General features: G+C 65.3%; 22 protein-coding genes. 2 read left to right on the top strand and 20 right to left on the bottom strand.

Features of this window, described 5'->3' with window-relative positions; genetic code table 11:
• Positions 1 to 6: 6 nt before the first annotated feature.
• The 7 genes from MHZ91_RS13595 to MHZ91_RS13565 all read right to left on the bottom strand — a co-directional run bounded on the left by MHZ91_RS13595 (position 7) and on the right by MHZ91_RS13565 (position 7844).
• On the bottom strand, positions 7 to 1155 hold the full coding sequence (locus MHZ91_RS13595) for a thiolase family protein (protein ID WP_239214063.1): 1149 nt from the start codon (positions 1153 to 1155) through the stop codon (positions 7 to 9).
• On the bottom strand, positions 1152 to 2996 hold the full coding sequence (locus MHZ91_RS13590) for a long-chain fatty acid--CoA ligase (RefSeq protein WP_239214062.1): 1845 nt from the start codon (positions 2994 to 2996) through the stop codon (positions 1152 to 1154). Before MHZ91_RS13590 ends, MHZ91_RS13595 begins: the two co-directional genes overlap by 4 nt.
• Positions 2993 to 3787: an ABC transporter ATP-binding protein gene (locus MHZ91_RS13585; RefSeq protein ID WP_370647810.1), complete on the bottom strand. Its 795-nt coding sequence runs from the start codon at positions 3785 to 3787 to the stop codon at positions 2993 to 2995. Before MHZ91_RS13585 ends, MHZ91_RS13590 begins: the two co-directional genes overlap by 4 nt.
• A 79-nt stretch (positions 3788 to 3866) precedes the next feature.
• On the bottom strand, positions 3867 to 5048 hold the full coding sequence (locus tag MHZ91_RS13580; protein ID WP_239214060.1) for an ABC transporter substrate-binding protein: 1182 nt from the start codon (positions 5046 to 5048) through the stop codon (positions 3867 to 3869).
• Positions 5049 to 5100: 52 nt separating this feature from the next.
• Complete coding sequence (locus tag MHZ91_RS13575; RefSeq protein ID WP_239214057.1) at positions 5101 to 6138, bottom strand: branched-chain amino acid ABC transporter permease; 1038 nt, start codon at positions 6136 to 6138, stop codon at positions 5101 to 5103.
• Between the two features lie 3 nt (positions 6139 to 6141).
• Positions 6142 to 7020 (bottom strand): branched-chain amino acid ABC transporter permease, encoded by an 879-nt coding sequence (locus tag MHZ91_RS13570; RefSeq protein ID WP_175123392.1) that lies wholly within the window; start codon positions 7018 to 7020, stop codon positions 6142 to 6144.
• Positions 7020 to 7844, bottom strand: a complete 825-nt coding sequence (locus MHZ91_RS13565; protein ID WP_175183803.1) for an ABC transporter ATP-binding protein — start codon at positions 7842 to 7844, stop codon at positions 7020 to 7022. Before MHZ91_RS13565 ends, MHZ91_RS13570 begins: the two co-directional genes overlap by 1 nt.
• A gap of 254 nt (positions 7845 to 8098) precedes the next feature.
• On the opposite strand from MHZ91_RS13565, the gene MHZ91_RS13560 reads away from it, so the two are divergent.
• Positions 8099 to 8902 carry an enoyl-CoA hydratase/isomerase family protein gene (locus MHZ91_RS13560; protein ID WP_239214055.1) on the top strand — a complete coding sequence of 268 codons (804 nt, stop codon included), beginning with the start codon at positions 8099 to 8101 and terminating at the stop codon, positions 8900 to 8902.
• Positions 8903 to 8904: 2 nt separating this feature from the next.
• Here the strand turns inward: MHZ91_RS13560 and MHZ91_RS13555 are convergent, their stop codons facing one another.
• From MHZ91_RS13555 to MHZ91_RS13545, 3 genes are read right to left on the bottom strand one after another with little or no spacing between them, the layout of a single operon-like run.
• Positions 8905 to 9690, bottom strand: coding sequence for an enoyl-CoA hydratase/isomerase family protein (locus tag MHZ91_RS13555; RefSeq protein WP_239214054.1), 786 nt, complete (start codon positions 9688 to 9690; stop codon positions 8905 to 8907).
• Complete coding sequence (locus MHZ91_RS13550; protein ID WP_175183806.1) at positions 9687 to 10898, bottom strand: CaiB/BaiF CoA-transferase family protein; 1212 nt, start codon at positions 10896 to 10898, stop codon at positions 9687 to 9689. Before MHZ91_RS13550 ends, MHZ91_RS13555 begins: the two co-directional genes overlap by 4 nt.
• Positions 10899 to 10918: 20 nt before the next feature.
• The gene (locus MHZ91_RS13545; RefSeq protein WP_239214052.1) at positions 10919 to 11608 is read right to left on the bottom strand and encodes a tripartite tricarboxylate transporter substrate binding protein; all 690 of its coding nucleotides are present in this window, start codon (positions 11606 to 11608) and stop codon (positions 10919 to 10921) included.
• Between the two features lie 27 nt (positions 11609 to 11635).
• On the opposite strand from MHZ91_RS13545, the gene MHZ91_RS13540 reads away from it, so the two are divergent.
• Positions 11636 to 12580 (top strand): LysR family transcriptional regulator, encoded by a 945-nt coding sequence (locus tag MHZ91_RS13540; protein WP_239214049.1) that lies wholly within the window; start codon positions 11636 to 11638, stop codon positions 12578 to 12580.
• Positions 12581 to 12583: 3 nt separating this feature from the next.
• Here MHZ91_RS13540 and MHZ91_RS13535 read toward each other — a convergent pair whose 3' ends face one another.
• The 10 genes from MHZ91_RS13535 to MHZ91_RS13490 all read right to left on the bottom strand — a co-directional run bounded on the left by MHZ91_RS13535 (position 12584) and on the right by MHZ91_RS13490 (position 19844).
• Positions 12584 to 13468, bottom strand: coding sequence for a methylglyoxal synthase (locus MHZ91_RS13535; protein WP_056562398.1), 885 nt, complete (start codon positions 13466 to 13468; stop codon positions 12584 to 12586).
• A 162-nt stretch (positions 13469 to 13630) separates the two neighbouring features.
• A complete protein-coding gene (iscX, locus tag MHZ91_RS13530; protein ID WP_175123399.1) occupies positions 13631 to 13825 on the bottom strand; it encodes a Fe-S cluster assembly protein IscX in 195 nt (64 codons plus the stop codon).
• Positions 13825 to 14166: an ISC system 2Fe-2S type ferredoxin gene (fdx, locus tag MHZ91_RS13525; protein ID WP_013394592.1), complete on the bottom strand. Its 342-nt coding sequence runs from the start codon at positions 14164 to 14166 to the stop codon at positions 13825 to 13827. Before fdx ends, iscX begins: the two co-directional genes overlap by 1 nt.
• 9 nt (positions 14167 to 14175) lie before the next feature.
• On the bottom strand, positions 14176 to 16038 hold the full coding sequence (gene hscA, locus MHZ91_RS13520) for a Fe-S protein assembly chaperone HscA (protein ID WP_239214046.1): 1863 nt from the start codon (positions 16036 to 16038) through the stop codon (positions 14176 to 14178).
• Between the two features lie 72 nt (positions 16039 to 16110).
• Entirely contained in the window at positions 16111 to 16623 is a 513-nt protein-coding gene (hscB, locus tag MHZ91_RS13515) for a Fe-S protein assembly co-chaperone HscB (protein WP_239214044.1), read from the bottom strand.
• A 3-nt stretch (positions 16624 to 16626) separates the two neighbouring features.
• Positions 16627 to 16950 carry an iron-sulfur cluster assembly protein IscA gene (iscA, locus tag MHZ91_RS13510; RefSeq protein WP_239214043.1) on the bottom strand — a complete coding sequence of 108 codons (324 nt, stop codon included), beginning with the start codon at positions 16948 to 16950 and terminating at the stop codon, positions 16627 to 16629.
• A gap of 2 nt (positions 16951 to 16952) precedes the next feature.
• Complete coding sequence (iscU, locus tag MHZ91_RS13505) at positions 16953 to 17357, bottom strand: Fe-S cluster assembly scaffold IscU (RefSeq protein WP_175123403.1); 405 nt, start codon at positions 17355 to 17357, stop codon at positions 16953 to 16955.
• 33 nt (positions 17358 to 17390) lie between these two features.
• Positions 17391 to 18602, bottom strand: a complete 1212-nt coding sequence (locus MHZ91_RS13500) for an IscS subfamily cysteine desulfurase (protein ID WP_175123404.1) — start codon at positions 18600 to 18602, stop codon at positions 17391 to 17393.
• An 18-nt stretch (positions 18603 to 18620) separates the two neighbouring features.
• Positions 18621 to 19160 carry a Fe-S cluster assembly transcriptional regulator IscR gene (gene iscR / locus MHZ91_RS13495; protein WP_056318865.1) on the bottom strand — a complete coding sequence of 180 codons (540 nt, stop codon included), beginning with the start codon at positions 19158 to 19160 and terminating at the stop codon, positions 18621 to 18623.
• A gap of 192 nt (positions 19161 to 19352) precedes the next feature.
• Positions 19353 to 19844: a low molecular weight protein-tyrosine-phosphatase gene (locus tag MHZ91_RS13490; RefSeq protein ID WP_006386176.1), complete on the bottom strand. Its 492-nt coding sequence runs from the start codon at positions 19842 to 19844 to the stop codon at positions 19353 to 19355.
• Positions 19845 to 19944: the final 100 nt, after the last annotated feature.

Raw genomic sequence — 19944 nt, 5'->3', positions numbered from 1 at the left:
GGCGCGTCAGAGCCTCTGGATGATGGTCGCGGTCGCCATGCCGTGGCCGATGCACATAAGCTGCATCCCCAGCTCGCCTTCGGTCGCCTCCAGTCCCGCCAGCATCTTGGCCATCAGGCCCGCGCCCGTCGCGCCCAGCGGATGGCCATGCGCGATCGCGCCGCCCCAAGGATTCACTCGCGCCAGGTCCGCGCCCAATTCGCGCTGCCAGGCCAGCACCACACTCGCAAAGGCTTCGTTGATCTCGATCCAGTCGATGTCCTCCAGCGCCAGGCCCGCGCGCGACAGCGCTTGCCGCGCCGCTGGGATCACACCCGTCAGCTGCATCACGGGATCCGACCCCACCACGACGCGCGCCAGGAATCGCGCCCGCGGCCGCAAGCCATCGGCCAGGGCCGTATCCTTGTCGGCCAGCAGCACCGCCGCCGCGCCGTCGGCGAGCTGGCTCGCATTGGCCGCGGTGACGCCCCCCTGACCCGGCGGCCGCAACGCCGGCGCCATGGCCGCCATGCGGGCCGCGTCCGTGGTCTCGCGGATGCCCTCGTCGCGCAGCACCGGCGTGCCGGGCAGCAACTCCGCATGAAGTCCGGCGGTGGCAGCCGCCCAGGCCCGCGCGTGGCTCTCCCGCGCCCATTGGTCCATCTCGGCCTGCGACAGTCCCCAATGGCTGGCAATACGTTCCGCGCTCTCTATCTGATGGATCAGCGGATACCGCGCCAGCAGCGCCGGGTTCAGCGATTCAAAGCCCCGGAATTCCGTCTGGCCCAGCGTCACGTCCAGGAACATGGGCACGCGGCTCATGCTCTCGACGCCGCCCGCGACCACGTAGCGCATGTCGCCCGCGGCGATAGCCTGCGCGCCGAAATGCACGGCCTGCTGGCTGGACCCGCACATCCGGTTGAGCGCCACGCCCGGCACGCTCTCCGGCAGTCCGGCCAGGATGGCCGCCAGCCGCCCGATGTTGGCGCCCTGCTCACCCGCCTGGCTGACGCAGCCGGCGATCAGGTCCTCGACCTTGTCGCCGGGCAGCGCCGCGCGCGCCAGCAGTCCCTGCACAGTCTCGGCCAGCAGCGCGTCCGGCCGCGTCTGCGCCCACCATCCGCCGCGCCGCCCGAACGGCGTGCGCACAGCTTCCAGGATCACGGCTTGGTTCATGCCGTCGTCTCCTCAACGTAGAGCGTTTCGATTTCGTTGGCGTACGCGCGGTAGATGCTGGCGCGCCGCACCTTCATCGTCGCCGTCACCTCGCCGTCGTCGTGGTCCAGTTCCTTGGTCAGCAGATGAAAGCGCTTGATCTGCGAGACCGGCGCCAACCCGGCGTTGGCGCGCGCGACCTCCTGCTGCACCAGCTCGCGCACTTGCGGGCATTCGGCCAGCGACCGGAAATGCGTGAATGCGATGCGCCGCGATTCGGCCCATTTGCCGACCGTGTCGAACTCCAGCTGGATCAGCGCAGACACGTACTTCCTGCCGTCGGCGATGACGATGCATTCCTTGACGTACGGGCTGCCCTTCACCGCGTTCTCGATCTCGGACGGCGTCAGGTTCTTGCCGCCCGCGGTGATCATGATGTCCTTGAGCCGGTCCACGATGCGCACGCGCCCGGCCTCCTCGGCCACCACATCGCCCGTGTGCAACCAGCCGTCGCGCACGGTTTCCGCCGTCGCCTCCGGATTCTTGTAATAACCCTGGAACACCATGTCGCCGCGCACCAGGAGTTCACCGGCCTCACCGATGCGCCATTCCACGCCGAGGGTCGGCTCGCCCACCGTGCCCACCTTCACGCGGTCCGGATGCTGGCCAAAGATCATCCCGGTCGACTCCGTCAGGCCGTACACCTCGACCAGCGGCACACCCAGCGTGCGAAAGTAGCGCACCACGTCCGGCGGGATCGGCGCCGCGCCCGTCATCGCCACCCGCACGCGCCGCAGTCCGATGAAATTCTGCAAGGCACGCAGCACCAGCCAATACCACATCCAGTGCGTCAGCCGCTCGCCCAGCCGGTACTGCGCGGGGGACTTTTCCAGGAACGGCGCGCATTGCGCCAGCGCGCGGCCGTACAGCCACCGCTGCACCGCGCCGGCCTCCTGCATCTTGATGGAAATTGCGGCGTGCAACTTTTCCCAGATGCGCGGCACGCCCAGGAAAATCGTCGGCGCGACTTCGCGCAGGTCTTCCTGCACGGTGCGCAGCGACTCGCCAAAATTCACCTGCGAGCCCAAATAGATGGGCACGAACGTGGACAACATCTGCTCGGCGACGTGACACAGCGGCAGGTACGACAGGTGCACGCTGGACGCATCCATCGACAGGCGATCGGCAATGCCGGGCGCCACGCCGCGCATGTTGCGATAGCTCAGCATCGCGCCCTTCGGTTTGCCGGTCGAACCAGACGTGTAGATCATCAACCCGGTGTCGTCCAGTTGCTGTCCGTCCAGCATTGCGTTCAGCGCGGCCAGCTCCAGCGTCTCGCGCTGGCTGCCATCGGCCTCCACTTCGGGAAAGGTCACAATGCGCGCCCGATCCGCGTCGGCATACGATCGAAGGCCCTTCGTTTCGATCACCACGATGCGGCGCAGATGGGGCAGCCTGTCCGCCACCTGCAGCACCTTGTCCATCTGCTCCTGGTCTTCGCACACCACCAGTTCGACATCCGCATGCGCCAGCACGTAGCCCATTTCCTCGGCGGGGCTGGTGGAATAGACGCCCACCGCCACGCCACCGGCCGCGCAGGCGCCCATCTGCGTCAGCAGCCATTCCACCCGGTTGTCCGAGACGATGGCAACCCGCCCGCCCACGCTAAGCCCCAGCGCGCGCAGTCCCAGGCCGACGCGGCAGGCGCGCTGCCAGTACTGATCCCACGTCATGGGCTTCCAGATGCCGAAGTCCTTTTGCCGGATCGCGACGGCGGACGGTTGCCGGCGCGCCTGCTCGCGCAGCATCTGCGGCAGCGTCAGCGGCGGCCAGTCGCCCGGATCGGTATGCGCGTCCTTCATGACAGCCAGCGCTTGCGGCGCTTGTAATGCTTGATGTCCCGAAAGCCCCGGGCCTCGCCCGAGCCGCCGATGCCCAGATAGAACTCGCGCACGTCGGGATCCGCCGCCAGCTTGTCCGCGGAACCGTCGATCACCACCTTGCCGGTCTCCATGATGTAGCCGTAATGCGCCACTGCCAGCGCCACGGACGCGTTCTGCTCCACCAGCAGCATCGACACCCCCTGTTCGCTATTGATGCGCGCGATGATCGAAAAGATGCTTTCGACCAGCATCGGCGACAGTCCCAGCGACGGCTCGTCCAGCAGCATCAGCGTCGGCTGGGCGATCAGCGCGCGGCCGATCGCCAGCATCTGCTGCTCGCCGCCGGACAGATAACCCGCCAGCCCGCGCCGCCGCTCGAACAGCCGCGGGAAATAGCCATAGACCAGATCGAAATCCGCGCGTGCCGCCTTCCGTCCGGTCAGCGCATACGTCGCCGCCACCAGGTTCTCTTCCACCGTCAGGTCCTCGAACACGCGCCGCCCTTCCATCACGTGCGCCAGGCCCGATCGCACCAGGTTCTGCGGCTTGATGCCCGCCGTATCGCCGCCGCCGAACACGATGTGGCCCCGCACCAGCTCGCCGTCCTCCAGGTCCAGCAGTCCCGACACGGCCTTGAGGGTGGTCGATTTGCCGGCCCCGTTGCTGCCCAGAAGCGCCACGATGCTGCCGGCCGGCACCGACAGGGACAAGCCGCGCAGCACCTGCACCGCCTTGTTGTAGACGACCTCGATGTTGTTGATGTCGAGCACCGCCTTGGGCGGCGCCGTGGCGGTCACGCCCGCTCGCACCTCTGGTCCCCGCGCGTCATGTCCCGGATTCACGGCTGCCTCACTTGAGGACGATCCAGTCGGACGCCGGCACCATCTGCTTCTGCTTGACGTCCGCGCGATAGATCCGGCCCACGGGTATCGAGTTGCCCTTGATGGTGATCGGCACGCCGATCAGCCCGCCCGTATCGAAGTCCTTGATGCCATCCAGCGACGCCTTCATGTTGGCCGCGGTCAGTTCCTTGCCGGCATCCAGCGTACGCTTGGCGACCTCGGAGAACAGCATGGCGGCCAGAAAGCCCTGCATGTAGCCCGTGCTCTGGTACTGCGGCCGCATCTCGCGGATCTTCTTGAGCATCGGCGCGTCGGCCGCCTGGTCGTAGTAATAGCGGTACGGCATCACACCCATGAAGCCCTCGGCATCCTCCCCCATCTGCATCACGGTCGAGTTGTCCATCGTCCAGAATGTGCCCATGTAGCGCGTCTTCAGCCCCATGCGCTTGCCCTGCCCCACGAACTCGGGAATCGGCGCCAGCACGTAGCCATGGAAGATGGTGAAGTCCGGATCCGCGCGGCGCAGCTTGATGACTTCTGTCGACACGTCCACGCTGCCCGGCGGCGTCATGATTTCGGTCGCCACCTTCAGGCCCAGCTTCTCGGCCACCGCACGCGAACTGGCAATCGGATCGCGGCCGAACTCCGTGTCCGAATACACGAACGCCACCTTGGCGCCTGGCTGCTCCTTGGCGATGTAGCGCAGCAGGATGCCGAACATCTCGGTGTAGTCGGGCCCCAGCATGAACTGGGCGGGATACTTGGCCGGGTCATTCAGCTCGGTCGCAAACGACGCGCCCGTCATCAGGATGTCGCCCGTGCGGTTCAGCTCGGCGTTGATGGTCTTGGAAAAGCCCGTCGAATCGCCGTAGTAGAAATTCACCTTGTTCTGGCTGGTGATCTTCTTGAACGCCGCCACCGACGCGTCCACCTTGTACGCGGTGTCCTCCGGCACGTAACGCAGCTTGCGGCCCTTGATGCCGCCCTGGTCGTTGATGATCTTCACGTAGTCCGTGATCCCGGCGTGGATGCCCTGCCCGGCAAAGGCGAACACGCCGCTCAGCGGGATCGAGCCGCCCAGCACCAGATCCTCGGCCGCCTGCGCGGCGGGCGACGCCGCCAGTGCCGCCGCCAGGCCCAACGGGGCCAACAATCTCGATAAACCGCTGCCTATCCGGATGCGCTTCATGGTTTGTCTCCTGGGTCTTATAGGTGGCCGCCGTCACGCCGCACGCATCGCGCTACGTGCGAAATGGCCATAGGTGAAAGAATCGGCGCACGCGCCGCCAGATTTCCGCGAGCCCGTGCGGCTCGAAGATCAGGAAGCCCACGATCAGCAGGCCGAAAACAATGGTGCGCACCGGCGATATCAGCCGCAGTGCGTCGCCGCCCACCGGCAGCCAGCCGACAACCAGCTTCAGGAACTCGGGCACCATCGTCATGAAGATGGCGCCCAGGATGGATCCCAGTATCGAGCCCATGCCGCCCACGATGATGGCTGCCAGAAAGAAGATCGACATGATGAGCGGAAAGCTCTCGGGCGTGACCACGCGGAAAAAGTACGCCCACAGGCCCCCCGCCACGCCGGCGTAGAACGAGGACAGTCCGAAGGAAAGCAGCTTGTAGCGCAAGAGCCGGATGCCCAGCACCTCGGCGGAAATGTCACGGTCGCGAATCGCAATGAACGCCCGGCCGATGCGCGTGCGGAACAGATTGGCCGCGCCCAGCACCATCAGCACCGTCACCGGCACGATCAGCCAATAGATCTTGAACGAGGTGTCCAGGTCCATGCCCAGGATGCGAGCCGGCGGCACCTGCAGGCCGCTCGTCCCGCCGGTGAATTGCCAGTTGGCAAAGATGAAGTGCGCGATGAAGGATGCAGCAATGGTTGAGATCGCCAGGTACAGGCCCTTCACCCGCAACGACGGAATGCCGACCAGCAGCCCGCCCAGCATGGCGACGATGCCCCCGGCCAGCAGGTTGACGACAACCGGCGTGCCAAGATGCAGTTCCATCACCGCCACGGTGTACGCGCCCAGGCCCATGAACGCCGCCTGCCCCAGGCTGACCAGCCCCGTATAGCCGGTCAGGATGTTCAGCCCCGTCGCGCTGGCGATGTTGATGGCGACCAGGCAAGCCAGATACAGCCAATAGGCGTTCGCCACAAAGGGAAACAGCACCAGCGAGGCCGCCAGCAGCGCCAGCCACACGTGCTGCGTGCGCGTGTCGAAAAGCGCCTCGTCGGCCAGGTAAGTCTGCTTGGCGGTCGCGATGCGCATGGATCAAAGCCTCTCGATTTCACGGGTGCCGAACAAGCCATAGGGCCTGGCCATCAGCACGACCACCAGCACGACGAACGTGGCCAGCAGCTTGTACTCGCCCCCCAGATACGCGCCGGCCCACGCTTCCAGCAGGCCGATGAAGATGCCGCCGACCAGCGCGCCGGCAACGCTGTCCAGGCCGCCCACGATCACCACCACCAGCACCGACAGCCCGAACACGCCCATCGACGACGAAATGCCGCCGATCGCGCCCACGATCACGCCCGACACCGCGGCAATGGCGCCCGCCGTCACCCACGCCAGCGAAAACACGCGTGGCACGTTGATGCCCATCGCATAGGCCGCGCCCTGATCCGACGCGGTCGCGCGCAGCGCCACGCCGCCGCGCCAGTAGCGGAACACCACCAGCACCAGCAGCGCCAGCACCACCGCCACCCAGAAGCCGTAGAACACCTTGGGCGCCACGAACGCCTCGCCCACCATGACGGGCGCGCGCGGCATGAACTCCGGCAGGCGCCGCTGATCGGCCGTCCAGATGAGCTCGACCGCACCGACCAGAATCGATGCGAGGCCCACAGTGATCATGAAGACGGAGATCGGCGATTCGCCCAGCATCGGCCGTATCGTCAGGCGCTCGACAACGGCGCCCAGCGCGCCGGACACGACGACTGCGCCGACGATGGCCAGCCAGATCGGCCACTCCATGCCCGTCGCAAACGCATAGAACACGTAGGCGCCCAGCATCAGGAACTCGCCGATGGCGATGTTGACCACGCGGGTCGCCTTGTACACGATCACGAACGCCAGCGCGGCCAGGGCATACAGGCCGCCGCTGCCCAGCCCGGCCAGCGACACCTCCAGCAGGAACAGCCAGTCCATCAGGCCGCCTCCCGCAACCGCCGGCGCAGATCGCCCACGTCGCCCGCGCCCAGATACGCCTTGATGACCTCGGGATTGGCCTGCACCTCTCCCGGCGTGCCATGGGCGATCACCTGCCCAAAGTTCAGCACCACGACGTGATCCGACAGGTCCATCACCATGCCCATGTCGTGCTCCACCATCAGCACAGTCACGCCCCATTCAGAGCGCGCATCCAGGATGAAGCGCGCCATGTCGTCCGTCTCTTCGCGGTTCATGCCGGCAACCGGCTCGTCCAGCATCAGCACCTTCGGTTGCATCGCCAGCGCCCGCGCCAGCTCCACCCGCTTTTGCAGCCCATACGACAGCGCCGCGACCGGCGCGTGGCGGATATGGTCGATCTCCAGGAAGTCGATGATGCGTTCTTCGATGTCCGCCCGCAGCGCCATTTCCTCGCGGCGCGCGCGGCCCAGGTAGAACAGCGCATCCAGCACATTGGTGCGCAGATGCGCGTGGCGGCCCAGCTTGATGTTGTCCAGCACCGTCATGCCGCGGAACAACGCAATGTTCTGGAAGCTGCGCGCCAGCCCAAGCCTGGCGCGTTCCGGCGCATGCACGCGCGTGATGTCGCGGCCCTCGAAGCGAATGCGTCCGGCAGCCGGTTTGTAGAACCCGGAGATCGTGTTGAACAGCGAGGTCTTGCCGGCGCCGTTCGGGCCGATGACCGTGGTGATGGAGCCGGGCGCGACGCGAAAGCCCACATTGGTGAGCGCCTTCACCCCGCCGAACGCCAGCGTCACCCCCTCGGCCTCCAGCAACGCAGGCCTGTCGGACTGATCCACCATTTGTCTCCCCGCTTTTGATGCGAAGTTTTTTGCCGCCATGGGGCGGGCATTTTTTACGACGGTGAACCTGGCGACCCTGCGAGGCAGGTGATGCAACGAACCTGTCTTTACCTTCGCCAGTACAGCGCCGGAAAATCGTTCTATGCGTTACGCTAAGCGTGCTCAAACCCCAACCAAGCAAGCGCTCGGTTCAGACCATAGCATCGCGGTTTTTTGATCGACAGTTGGTATTTACCCGACAACGGAGACTCGCCATGACCCAGGAACTACCGGAGTTCCAGACGCTGTTGCTGGAGACCGACGGCGCCCTCGCCACCCTGACGCTGAACCGCGCGGACGCGCTCAACGCCATCGATGTCGCCATGGCCCGCGACCTGCTGCGGGCCGCGCAGTGGCTCGAAACCCGCGACGCCGTGAAGGTCGTGCTGTTACGCGGCGTGGGCAAGGCATTCTGCGCGGGCGGCGACATCAGCATGTTCACGGGCGACACCGAAACGGTGCGCGCCACGCTGTCGGATCTCTTCACGCCGCTCAATGATTTCATCGCGCGCATTCCGCGCATGGACAAGGTCTGGCTCGCGCAGGTGCACGGCGTGGCGGCGGGCGCAGGCCTGTCGCTGGTGCTGGCTTGCGATCTGGCCATCGCCGAAGCCGGCGCGCGCTTCATGACGGCCTACCTGAAGCTGGGCGCCACGCCCGATGCCGGCATGACGCACGGCCTCATCCGCGCCGCCGGCCCGAAGCGCGCGCTTGATCTTCTGTTGCGGCACGACGCGTTCACCGCTGACGAGGCGCAGGCGTGGGGCATCATCACGCGCACCGCGCCGGCCGGTGAACTGGCGGCTGCGGCGCAGGCTTATGCGCAGGATCTCGCCCGCCACGCACCGCACGGCATCGCAGGCGCCAAGGCATTGCTGCGCAGCGCCGCGTACGCGCCGCTGGAAACGCAGCTTGCCGAAGAGACCGCACGCTTTCTGCAGTCGGCCGCACGGGCGGACTTCGCGGAGGGCGTCGCGGCGTTCCGCGAAAAGCGCCCTCCCCGTTTCACCGGCCAGTAGCGCTAGCGCGCCTCGGCGACGCTGGCCCAGTCGGGCGCGCGCTTCTGCACGAAGGCGCTCAAACCTTCGTGCGCTTCCGGCGTGGCAGCGGCGTTGCAGAACACCTCCACCGCCGTCGCCACCCGGCGCCGGTACTCGTTGTCGTTGCTGTACACGAATGCGCGCCGTCCCATCGCCAGGACTTCCGGGGGCTTGGCGGCCAGCGACCGCGCCAGCGCGCGCGCTTGATCCAGCAGCTCGGCCTCCGGCGCCACGCGCGTAACCAGACCCATCGCGTGCGCCTCGTGCGCGTCGAAGGTGCGGCCGGTGAACAGCAGATCGAACGCCCGGTGCTTGCCCACGATGGCCGGCAGATGCACGTAATGAATGGCGGGCAGCACACCCACGTCGATCTCCGGATAACCGAACGTCGCTGTGTCGGCGGCTACGATCATGTCGCTGGAAATCGCCACGGTCATGCCGCCGCCGCGCACCGCGCCCGACACGACGGATATCGACGCCTTGGTCAGATTGAACTGCGCGTCATACAGCTTGATGTAGAGCCGCGTCAGCAACTCGCGCACGCGCGCCGGCGTGCTTTGCAGCAGCTGCTTCATATCCAGCCCCGCGCAGAATCGGCCCGGCAGACCGCTCGCCAGCAGCACCGCGCGCACGGACGGATCCGCATTTGCCTCGTCCAGCGCGCCGATCAGCGCGTCCAGCACGCCCACGTCCAGCGCGTTGACGGGCGCATGGCACAGATGAATTTCCGCAATGCTGTCGCGGACTTCATAACGCAAAGGACTCATTTTGCATCTCCGTGGCCGGTGTGTTGCTGCACGCTGCCGGTTGCCAGCATCGCTGCGACCTCCGATGCGTCAAAGCCCAGTTCCGCAAGGATCTCGCGGCTGTGCTCGCCCAGCATCGGCGCGGGCCGCGCAGCGACGCGCGGCTGCCGTCCGAATCGCACGGGCAGGCCTACGTTGCGCACCTCGCCCAGGACCGGATGCTGGCTCGTCACGATCAACTCACGCGTCGCGACCTGCGGATGCGCCAGCGCCTGGTCCAACGTGTGAATGGCGGAACAGGCAATGCCCGCCGGCTTGAGCAAGTCGAGCCATTGCGCCACCGTGCGCGTCTCGATGCACGACTGCACCAGGGCAACCGTCGCATCAAAGTTGCGGACACGTTCGGCATTGGTCGCAAACGCCGGCGCATCCACATAATCCTGCAGCCCCGCCGCCGCGCAGAAACGCCGCCACTGCGCGTCGTTACCCACCCCCAGCATCAGATCGCCATCAGATGCGCGAAAGGCCTGGTAAGGACACATGGCCGGATGCCCGGTGCCCATGCGGCGGGGCACCTTGCCCGTGCGCCAATAGTTCTGCGCCATGTAGGACATCAGGCCCAACGACGTATCCAGCAACGACACGTCCAGATACTGCCCCTTGCCCGTCTGGCCGCGCTCCAGCAGCGCCGCCAGAATCCCGCTCAGCGCAAACGAACCGGTGCCCAGATCCACGGGCGAAAAGCTGGCACGCGCAAAATTGCCGCCCGGATCGCCCATCGTGCTGATCATGCCGCTGAAGGCTTGCAGCATGACGTCGTAGCCAGGCTCCTCGCCCATCGGGCCCTCACGGCCATAGCCCGAGATCTCGCAATACACGAGGCGCGGGTTGATGCCAGCGAGCGTCTCGTAATCCACGCCCAACCGCGCGGCGGTCTTGCCGCCAAAGCCCTGCAGTACGACGTCGGCCTGCGCGGCCAGGCGATGCACCACCGCCCGCCCCGCCTCGGACTTCAAGTCCACCGCCAGGCTGCGCTTGTTGTGATTGACGGCCAGAAAGGTCGCGGATTGGCCCGCATCCTGCGGCAGCCACGCCCGCGTATCGTCGCCGGTGCCCACCGGTTCGACCTTGATCACGCGCGCGCCCAGCTCGCCCAGATACTGCCCGCACAGCGGTCCCGCCAGCACCTTGCTCAGGTCCAGGACCGTGATGTTCTTCAATGGAGTCATGCGATGCCCGCCTGCCGTGTTCACTGTTCCGCCTTCAGCCCGATGGTGTTCGCGGCCTGCGTCCACTGCGCGGTTTCCTGCTTGAAGAAGTCATCCAGCTTGGCCGGCGCCACCTGAAAGGCCTCGGCCCCGCGCTCCTGCATCGCTTTGCGGTACGCGTCGCTGCCCACCACCTTGGCGACCGCGGCGCGCAGCTTCTGCACGACGTCGTCCGGCGTGCCCGCGGGCGTCTGCAACGAGAACCAGAACTTCAAATCCAGACTGGGGTAGCCCGCTTCCTTCAAGGTGGGCACGTTCGGCAGCAACGGCGATCGTTCGGCGGACGTAATGGCCAGCGCCTTCAACCGGCCGCCTTGCACCTGCCCGATGCTGGTGGACATGCTGTCGAACAGAAAGTCGACCTGCCCGCCGATCACATCGGTCACGGCATTGGCGCTGCCCTTGTAGGCCACACCCACAGCCTGAAAATTGGCCAGCTTCTGCAGCGACGCGCCGTACACGTGCGGCGAGCTGCCAGGACCGAACGTCGCGTAGCTCAGGCCGTGCGGCGCGCTGCGCCCGCGCTCGACCAGCTCGGCCAGCGTGTTGACGGGTGTGCGCTCGGGGTTCACCACCAGCAGGTTCGGCATCGCGCCCGTCGTGCCGACCGGCACATAATCCTTCAGCGGATGCATCCTCGCGCTGGGATACATCAGCGGATTGATGGCCATGATGGCCCGCTTTTTTTGAGATCCTTCATGTCCATGTCCATACGCGCGATGCAATGCTTTGTCGCGGTGGTGTCAACGGGTTCGATCAGCCGCGCCGCCACGGCGCTGCATGTGGCCCAGCCTGCGCTCAGTTTGCAGATCCGCAATCTTGAAGAAGACCTGGGCGTCGTCCTGCTGCAACGCAGCGCCCGCGGCGTCACGCCCACCGCGGCGGGCACGCGCCTGTTGGCGCACGCGCGTGAAATCCTCGGCCGCATCGACGCGGCGCGTGCCGATGTGCGAGAAGACCTCAACGCGCCGCGTGGCACGGTGTCGCTGGCCATGTCGATGTCCATGGCCAAGCTGCTGACGGTGCCGCTGCTGCGGTTCAGCCTCGCCCACTGGCCGGGCGTCTACTTGAAGATCATCGAGTCCAGCACGGGCTACATCCCCGGCTTCGTGAGCTCGGGCCATGCCGATCTGGGGCTGACATTCAGCGATGAAGCGTCCGTCGATCTGCGTTTCCAGCATCTGATCGACGAGGAGCTGGTGGTCGTATCACCGCCCCTGGCAAAACGCGGCAAACGCGCATCATCAGAGCTGGCTGCGCTGCCGACCATCACCCTGCGCGCCCTGTCCGCGTTGCCTTTGGTGCTGCCGGGCAATCCGCACAGCCTGCGACGCTTACTGGATCAATATCAGCAGCGCGAACAGGTTGATTTCCGCGTCATTGCCGAAGCCAACGCCATCCCGCAGCTGATCGAGCTGGCGCAGGCCGGCGTCGCCCATACGATCCTTTCGTTTGAAGCCGTACGCCAGGAGGCCGAGCGCGGCCTCGTGCAATTGCGGCGGATCAGCCGGCCCCGTCTGACCCGCCCGGTATTCCTGTGCCGTTCCGACGTGCTGCCGCTATCGCTGGCGGCCGCAGCCGTCGCGGACCGCGTCGCCCGCATCATCATCACCGATGCAAAGCCTGCCGCGGCGCGCGCGTAGCGCTCAGACGATGCGCTTTTCGACCGCTTGCGCCCAGCGGCGCGCGACCGTGGGCGACGTGGCGCAGGTGGCGGACTCGGTGACAACGCGCACCGCCCTTTCCAGCAGCTGGATATCGGCCTCGTGCTGGCGTGCGACGTGGGGGTCTTCAAAGAAGATGACGCGCTGGCATTGGTGCTCAAGCACCAGCTCCGCAATCTGCGCATCGCCGCCCAGCGGGCCGCTCAGGTAGCGATGCACCCACGGCGTGTCCTTGGGCCAGCCGCGCGACCACGCCAGCTCATTCAGCCGGCCGCCGGTCGTGCCGGTGGCCACGCGCCGGGCAAAGCGCGACAGCACATCGAAATGCTCGCTGGCAAACGCCACCATCTCGTCCTTGAGCGCGTCGTGGGCAATCATCGCCAGCGTCTGACCCGAGAAATTGAAATGGCGCGACGCGGATGCATCCGGCGCCAGCCCGGCGTGTATGCGTTCGACCTCCATCCATTCGATGGCACCCGCCAGCGTCGAAATGAACGGACGGCCATGCGTGATGCACTGCCGCTTGAGCGCCAGCGCTTCGGGAAAAATCGACGACGGGTCAACGGGATCGATCAGGTAGATCGCGCCATCAAACGGCGCCTGGCCGTCACGACCTTCGGTCACGCGCGCCACCAGCTTCATCAGGCCGCCCTCGCGGCCGTACGGGTAACGGATCAGACCGGGATAACCCTGCAGCATGCCCTCGCGCACGATCGCATCATGGGTGCGCCCCACCGTGTGCAACTGCACGCCCAGCTCGCGGATGGTGGACGAACACGCACGCAGCCAGGTGAACAGGGCAGCGTCGGGGGTTTCATGGTGCAAACGATTGGCGGCCAGGCCAAAACGCAATTGGGCAGCGGGCATCGGTGGACTCGGCTGGAAAGGACAAACAAACGGATCCCCGATAATACCGTGGCGCGCGCGACGCGAGCATGTCATGCGCGAGACCGCGCCCGAGGCTGCCCGCAGCCTGACGGCTTCGCCCAAAAAAAAGCTCCCTACAGGGAGCGTCTTGTGCTGCCACGTTCAGTCGGCTTCTTCGATCCAGGCCATCTGAATGGCCTCCAGGATCTTCTCGCCGCTGTGGGCGGGATCGTCGCTGAAGCCCGGCAAGGCCATGACCCATTCGCGCAACTGCGTAAAACGCAGCACCTTCGGGTCCACGTCAGGGTGCGCGTCGTACAGCGCAGCCGCAATCTCGTAGGTGTCGGTCCACTTCATCAATGGCCCTCTTTGGCGTGATTGATCGTGTACTTGGGAATCTCGACCGTCAGGTCGGCATCGGTCACCAGCGCCTGGCACGACAGACGCGACGTCGGGGTCAGGCCCCAGGCCTTGTCCAACAGGTCTTCCTCGTCGTCCGTGGCGTCTTCCAGCGACGAATAACCCTGCTTGACCACCACATGACAGGTCGTGCAGGCGCACGACAGTTCGCAGGCGTGCTCGATATCGATGTGGTTGTCCAGCAGCACGCGGCAGATCGACACGCCCTTGGGCGCATCTTCGATCACCGCGCCTTCGGGACAGTAGTCGGGATGAGGCAATACAGTCAGTTTCGGCATAACTTCTTATCAGGCGATTTCGTCTAGTTTGCGGCCGGCCAACGCGGCGCGGATGCTGCGGTCCATGCGGCGCGCGGCAAAGTCGTCGGTCGCGGCGGACAGGGCCTGCACGGCTTGGGTGACGGTGTCCACGTCCTGCGCCTGCTGCGCCGCGATCGCGGCGTCCAGGCACTCGTCCACCCGCTTGCGTTCTTCCGGCTCGAGCAGGTCGCCGTCAACGGCCAGCGCCGCCTGCACCGATTCCACCAACTGGCGCGCGTCGACCTGCTGCTCTCGCAACATGCGCGCCTTGGCATCCGTGTCCGCCTGCGCCACGCTATCGGCCAACATCTGCGCGATCTCGTCGTCGGACAGACCGTAAGACGGCTTGACCGACACCATTGCCTCGACGCCCTGGCTCTGCTCGCGCGCCGTGACGCTGAGCAGGCCATCCGCGTCGACCTGGAAGGTCACGCGGATACGTGCGGCGCCCGCCACCATCGGCGGAATGCCGCGCAGTTCAAAGCGCGCCAGTGAACGGGAATCCGCCACCAGGTCGCGCTCGCCCTGCACCACGTGGATGCTCATGGCCGTCTGGCCGTCCTTGAACGTCGTGAATTCCTGCGCCCGCGCCACAGGGATGGTGCTGTTGCGCGGAATGATGCGCTCGACCAGGCCGCCCATCGTTTCCAGGCCCAGCGACAGCGGAATCACGTCCAGCAGCAGCCAGTCTTCGCCCGGCGCCCGGTTGCCCGCCAACAGATTGGCCTGCAGCGCGGCACCCAGCGCCACGACCTGATCCGGATCCAGATCGGTCAGCGGTTCCGTGCCGAACACCTTGGCCACCGCGGCGCGCACGACAGGCATGCGCGTCGCACCGCCCACCATCACCACGCCGCGCACGTCGGCCGGCTTGAGCGCCGCATCGCGCAGCGCGCGGCGCGCCGTGTCCAGCGTGCGCTCGATCAGCGGCTGGGCCAGCGATTCAAATTCATCACGGGTAAGCGTCAGATCGACGTTGCGTCCGCCCGACAGCGTCAGCTTCAGGCTCGTCACGTCGGCGTCCGACAGCGTTTCACGCGCGGCGCGCGCGGCCATCAGTAAACCGCGGCGCTCGGCGGGCGACAGTTCGCCCAAGCCGAGCTTCGCCACGGCGTGATCCGCGATCAGGACATCGAAGTCGTCGCCGCCAAGCGCCGTATCGCCGCCCGTGGAAATCACTTCGAACACGCCCTGCGTCAGGCGCAGGATGGAAATATCGAACGTGCCGCCGCCCAGGTCATAAACGGCGTAGACACCCTCGGCGGCATTGTCCAGCCCGTAGGCAATGGCGGCCGCGGTCGGTTCATTCAACAGGCGCAGCACGTTCAGGCCCGCCAGGCGCGCGGCATCGCGCGTGGCCTGACGCTGCGCGTCGTCAAAATACGCGGGCACGGTAATGACCGCGCCCACCAGCTCGTCGCCCAGCACGTCTTCAGCACGTTGGCGCAGCACTGCCAGGATCTGCGCGGACACCTCGACCGGGCTCAGGTCGCCCTGCACCGTGCGAATCCGGACCATGCCGGGTGCATCGACAAACTCATAAGGCGCGCGCGTTGCCTGCGCCTCTTCCAGCGACCGGCCCATGAAACGCTTCACGGAAACGACCGTGTTCAGGGGATCTTCGGCCTGCTGGGCCAGCGGCTCGCGGCCCGTCGCGACCTTGCCGCCGGGGAAATAGCGCACCGCCGACGGCAGCAAGGCATGGCCTTGCGCATCGGGCAGCACTTCAGCCACGCTGCTGCGCACGGCAGCGACCAGTGAATTGGTGGTGCCCAGGTCAATCCCGACCGCCAGCTTGCGCTGGTGCGGCGCGGGCGATTCACCGGGCTCGGAAATCTGCAATAAGGCCATGATTCTGTTTTTCTGGTCAGTAGGCCGCGCCGGACAGGCGCCCATGACGGGAACGCCCCAGCGCGCCGTTGGCTATCCCGCGGGCTGCACGTGGGCCAGCTCCTGCGCCAGCTTTTCCACGAACATCCATTCCCGCACCTTGCGCCCGGCCGCCGCGTAATCGCGTTCGTCGTCCAGAAGGCGCGTCACCGTGGCGCGCATCTCGGCACGCGCCTCGTCCAGTTCGGCTTGCAACGCGTTCAGAACGCTGGCGTCGTCGCGCCCGTCATCCAGCATCTCGCGCCAGGTCATCTGCTGCATCAGGAAAGCGCCGTCCATGGACGTGTTGCTTTCGGTCTGCAGGTCCACGCCGGCCTGCTCGCACAGGTAGCGGGCCCGCAGCAGCGGATCCTTCAATTCGCGATAGGCCTCGTTGGCCCGTGCCGCCCATTGCATCGCCACGCGGCGTTCCGCGGGGCTGGCCGTGGCAAAGCGGTCGGGGTGCACCTTCGCGGCGACGGTGCGCCAGGCGTGCTCAAGCGCCTGGCCGTCCAGGTCGAATCGTGCCGGCAAGCCAAACAGGCTGAAGTGATCGTCACCAGCCAAGACTTACACCGTGAACGACTCGCCGCAGCCGCAGGTCGCCTTCTCGTTGGGGTTGCGGAACTTGAAGCCTTCGTTCAGGCCCTCACGGGCATAGTCCAGCTCCGTGCCATCGAGATACGACAGGCTCTTGGGGTCAATGAAGACCTTCACGCCAAAGCTCTCGAAGACGACATCTTCCGCTTCGACCGCGTCGACATACTCCAACTTGTAGGCCATGCCGGAGCAGCCCGTCGTCCTAACGCCGAGCCGCAAGCCGATACCCTTTCCGCGCTTCTGCAAGTAGCGGCCGATGTGGGTGGCAGCCTGTTGGGTCAGGGTAACGGCCATGATCAGCCCGCCACAGCTTCGGCGGTGGCCGAATGCTTTTCTTTGTAGTTCTGCACCGCGGCCTTGATCGCGTCTTCGGCCAGGATGGAACAGTGCACCTTCACCGGCGGCAGCGCCAGTTCTTCGGCGATCTGCGTGTTGCGGATGTTCATGGCTTGGTCCAGCGTCTTGCCCTTGACCCATTCGGTCACGAGCGAGCTGGAGGCAATGGCCGAGCCACAGCCGTAGGTCTTGAAGCGCGCGTCTTCAATAACGCCAGCTTCGTTCACCTTGATCTGCAGCTTCATCACGTCGCCACAGGCCGGCGCGCCGACCATGCCGGTGCCCACCGAGTCGTCCGACTTGTCGAACGAACCGACGTTGCGGGGGTTTTCGTAGTGATCCAGAACTTTGGTGCTGTAAGACATGTTAATTCTCCACGTATATCAAGGCGCGGGCGCTTAGTGCGCGGCCCACTGCACGGTGTTCAAGTCGATGCCTTCCTTGGCCATTTCCCAAAGCGGCGACATATCGCGCAGCTTGCCAACCCGGCTCTTGATCAGTTCGACCGCAAAGTCCACTTCCTTCTCGGTCGTGAAACGACCCAGCGTGAAGCGGATCGAGCTGTGCGCCAGTTCATCGTTGCGGCCCAGGGCGCGCAGCACGTACGAAGGCTCCAGGCTGGCCGAGGTGCAGGCCGAACCGCTGGAAACCGCAAGCTCCTTGATCGCCATGATCAGGGACTCGCCTTCGACGTAGTTGAAGCTCACGTTCAGGTTGTGCGGCACGCGCTGGTCCATGTCGCCGTTCAGGTAGACCTCTTCGATCTCCGACAGGCCATTCCACAGGCGATCACGCAGCATGCGGATGCGCTCGTTCTCGGTGCCCATTTCTTCGCGCGCCAGGCGGAAGGCTTCGCCCATGCCGACGATCTGGTGCGTGGCCAGCGTGCCCGAGCGGAAACCGCGCTCATGACCGCCGCCATGCATCTGCGCTTCGATACGGATACGCGGCTTGCGGCGCACGTACAACGCACCAATGCCCTTGGGGCCGTAAGTCTTGTGGGCCGAGAACGACATCAGGTCGACCTTGAGCTTTTGCAGGTCGATTTCCACCTTGCCGGTCGCCTGAGCGGCGTCGACGTGGAAAATGATGCCCTTTTCGCGGCAGATTTCACCCAGCGTTTCCACGTCCTGGATCACGCCGATTTCGTTGTTCACCATCATCACGGACACCAGCACGGTGTCGGGACGCAGCGCAGCCTTGAAGACGTCCAGGTCGATCAGGCCGTTGTCCTTGACGTTCAGATAGGTGACTTCGAAGCCCTGGCGCTCCAGCTCACGACAGGTGTCCAGAACCGCCTTGTGTTCGGTCTTGACCGTGATGATGTGCTTGCCGCGCTCGGCATAGAAGTTTGCCGCGCCCTTGATGGCGAGGTTGTTGGATTCGGTGGCGCCGGAGGTCCAGACGATTTCGCGCGGGTCGGCATTGACCAGCTTGGCGACTTGTTCGCGGGCGCGTTCGACGGCCTCTTCGGACTCCCAGCCAAATGCATGGCTGCGCGATGCCGGGTTGCCGAAGTTTTCGTACAGCCAGGGCACCATGGCATCGACGACGCGGGGATCGACGGGCGTCGTGGCCGAATAATCCAGATAGATCGGACGGGTGGTCATTTCAACAACTCCTACTTCTTATACGGTGGCGTTGGCAGCAACAGTGGTGGTCGGGGCGTTGGCGGCGGTAGCGCCTCCCACCCGGTTCACGCGCACTGCGCAGGCCTGCGCTTGATTGGTCGCTTCCTGCAATTGGCGCACACGCTGCTGGTCGACGAGATCCTGCAGGGACACCGAATCCAGGTAATCCACCATCTTGCGATTCAACGTAGCCCAGAGTTCATGCGTCATGCACTTGCCCGGCTTGCCGTCGTTGCCGCTCGTACAGTCCCGCTTGCCGCCACAGCTCGTGGCGTCCAGCGGTTCGTCGACGGCAAAGATGATGTCTGCAACAGTCACGTTGCGCGCCAGGCGCGCAAGCGAATAACCGCCGCCCGGGCCGCGGACGCTGTCCACGAGCTCGTGACGACGGAGTTTTCCGAAGAGCTGTTCCAGATACGAAAGCGAAATGTTCTGACGCTGGCTGATGGCCGCAAGAGTGACCGGGCCGCTATGCTGCCGCATAGCCAAGTCGATCATGGCAGTCACGGCGAAACGCCCTTTGGTAGTTAGCCGCATGGTGAATTCCCTGTGATTCCGGCAGTGGCCGCCAGCGAATCCAGCGGTCAATACCCGAGTAATTGGCTCAAGTATAGCCTATTCCCGACTAATTTGGTATGGCTCCCGGCTACAAAAAACCGCGCATCTGCGCGGTTTTTTACTGCCTTCTGCCCTGAGAGCCGCTCTGCGAGCGACTCTGCAACCGGCCGATCAGGCAGCCTGGTACTGGGTAGCGCGCTTGCGGACCAGTTCGAGAACACCCTGACAGGCATCTTCGAGGTAGTCCAGGACTTTGCCGAAACCGTCGGCGCCACCGTAGTACGGATCGGGCACGGTGGCTTCTTCGAACTCATTGGCAAAGCGCATCAGGAGCATCAGCTTGTGCTGGTACGCCTTGGGGCATTGCTGCTGCATGGCGGACAGATTGTCCCAGTCCATGGCGAGGATAAGATCGAAGTCACGGAAGTCTTCCGCGGTGACCTGACGCGCCTCGCAGTGAGTGATCTCGTAGCCGCGCTTACGTGCCGCAGCCTGCGCCCGGGCATCAGGCGCCTCGCCGATATGAAACGCGTGCGTGCCCGCGGAGTCGATGCGCACAACATCGCCCAAACCCGCGTCATTCACCAAATGGCGAAACACGCCCTCTGCGCTCGGCGAGCGACAGATATTGCCCATGCAAACGAAAAGTACCTTGGTCATCATGGAAGCAAGTGTGCGGGAAAACCCGAGATAAGGCAAGCTTTTTTTGCACCTGCGCAATTGACGTAGCGCAAATTAATGGGGCACATAATCCCAAAGAAAT

The organism is Achromobacter sp. ACRQX (assembly GCF_022346505.1).
In the GTDB taxonomy this organism is placed as follows: domain Bacteria; phylum Pseudomonadota; class Gammaproteobacteria; order Burkholderiales; family Burkholderiaceae_B; genus Achromobacter; species Achromobacter animicus.
Note: the sequence above shows the minus strand (reverse complement) of the source record. Positions and strands in the feature narration are given on the sequence as shown.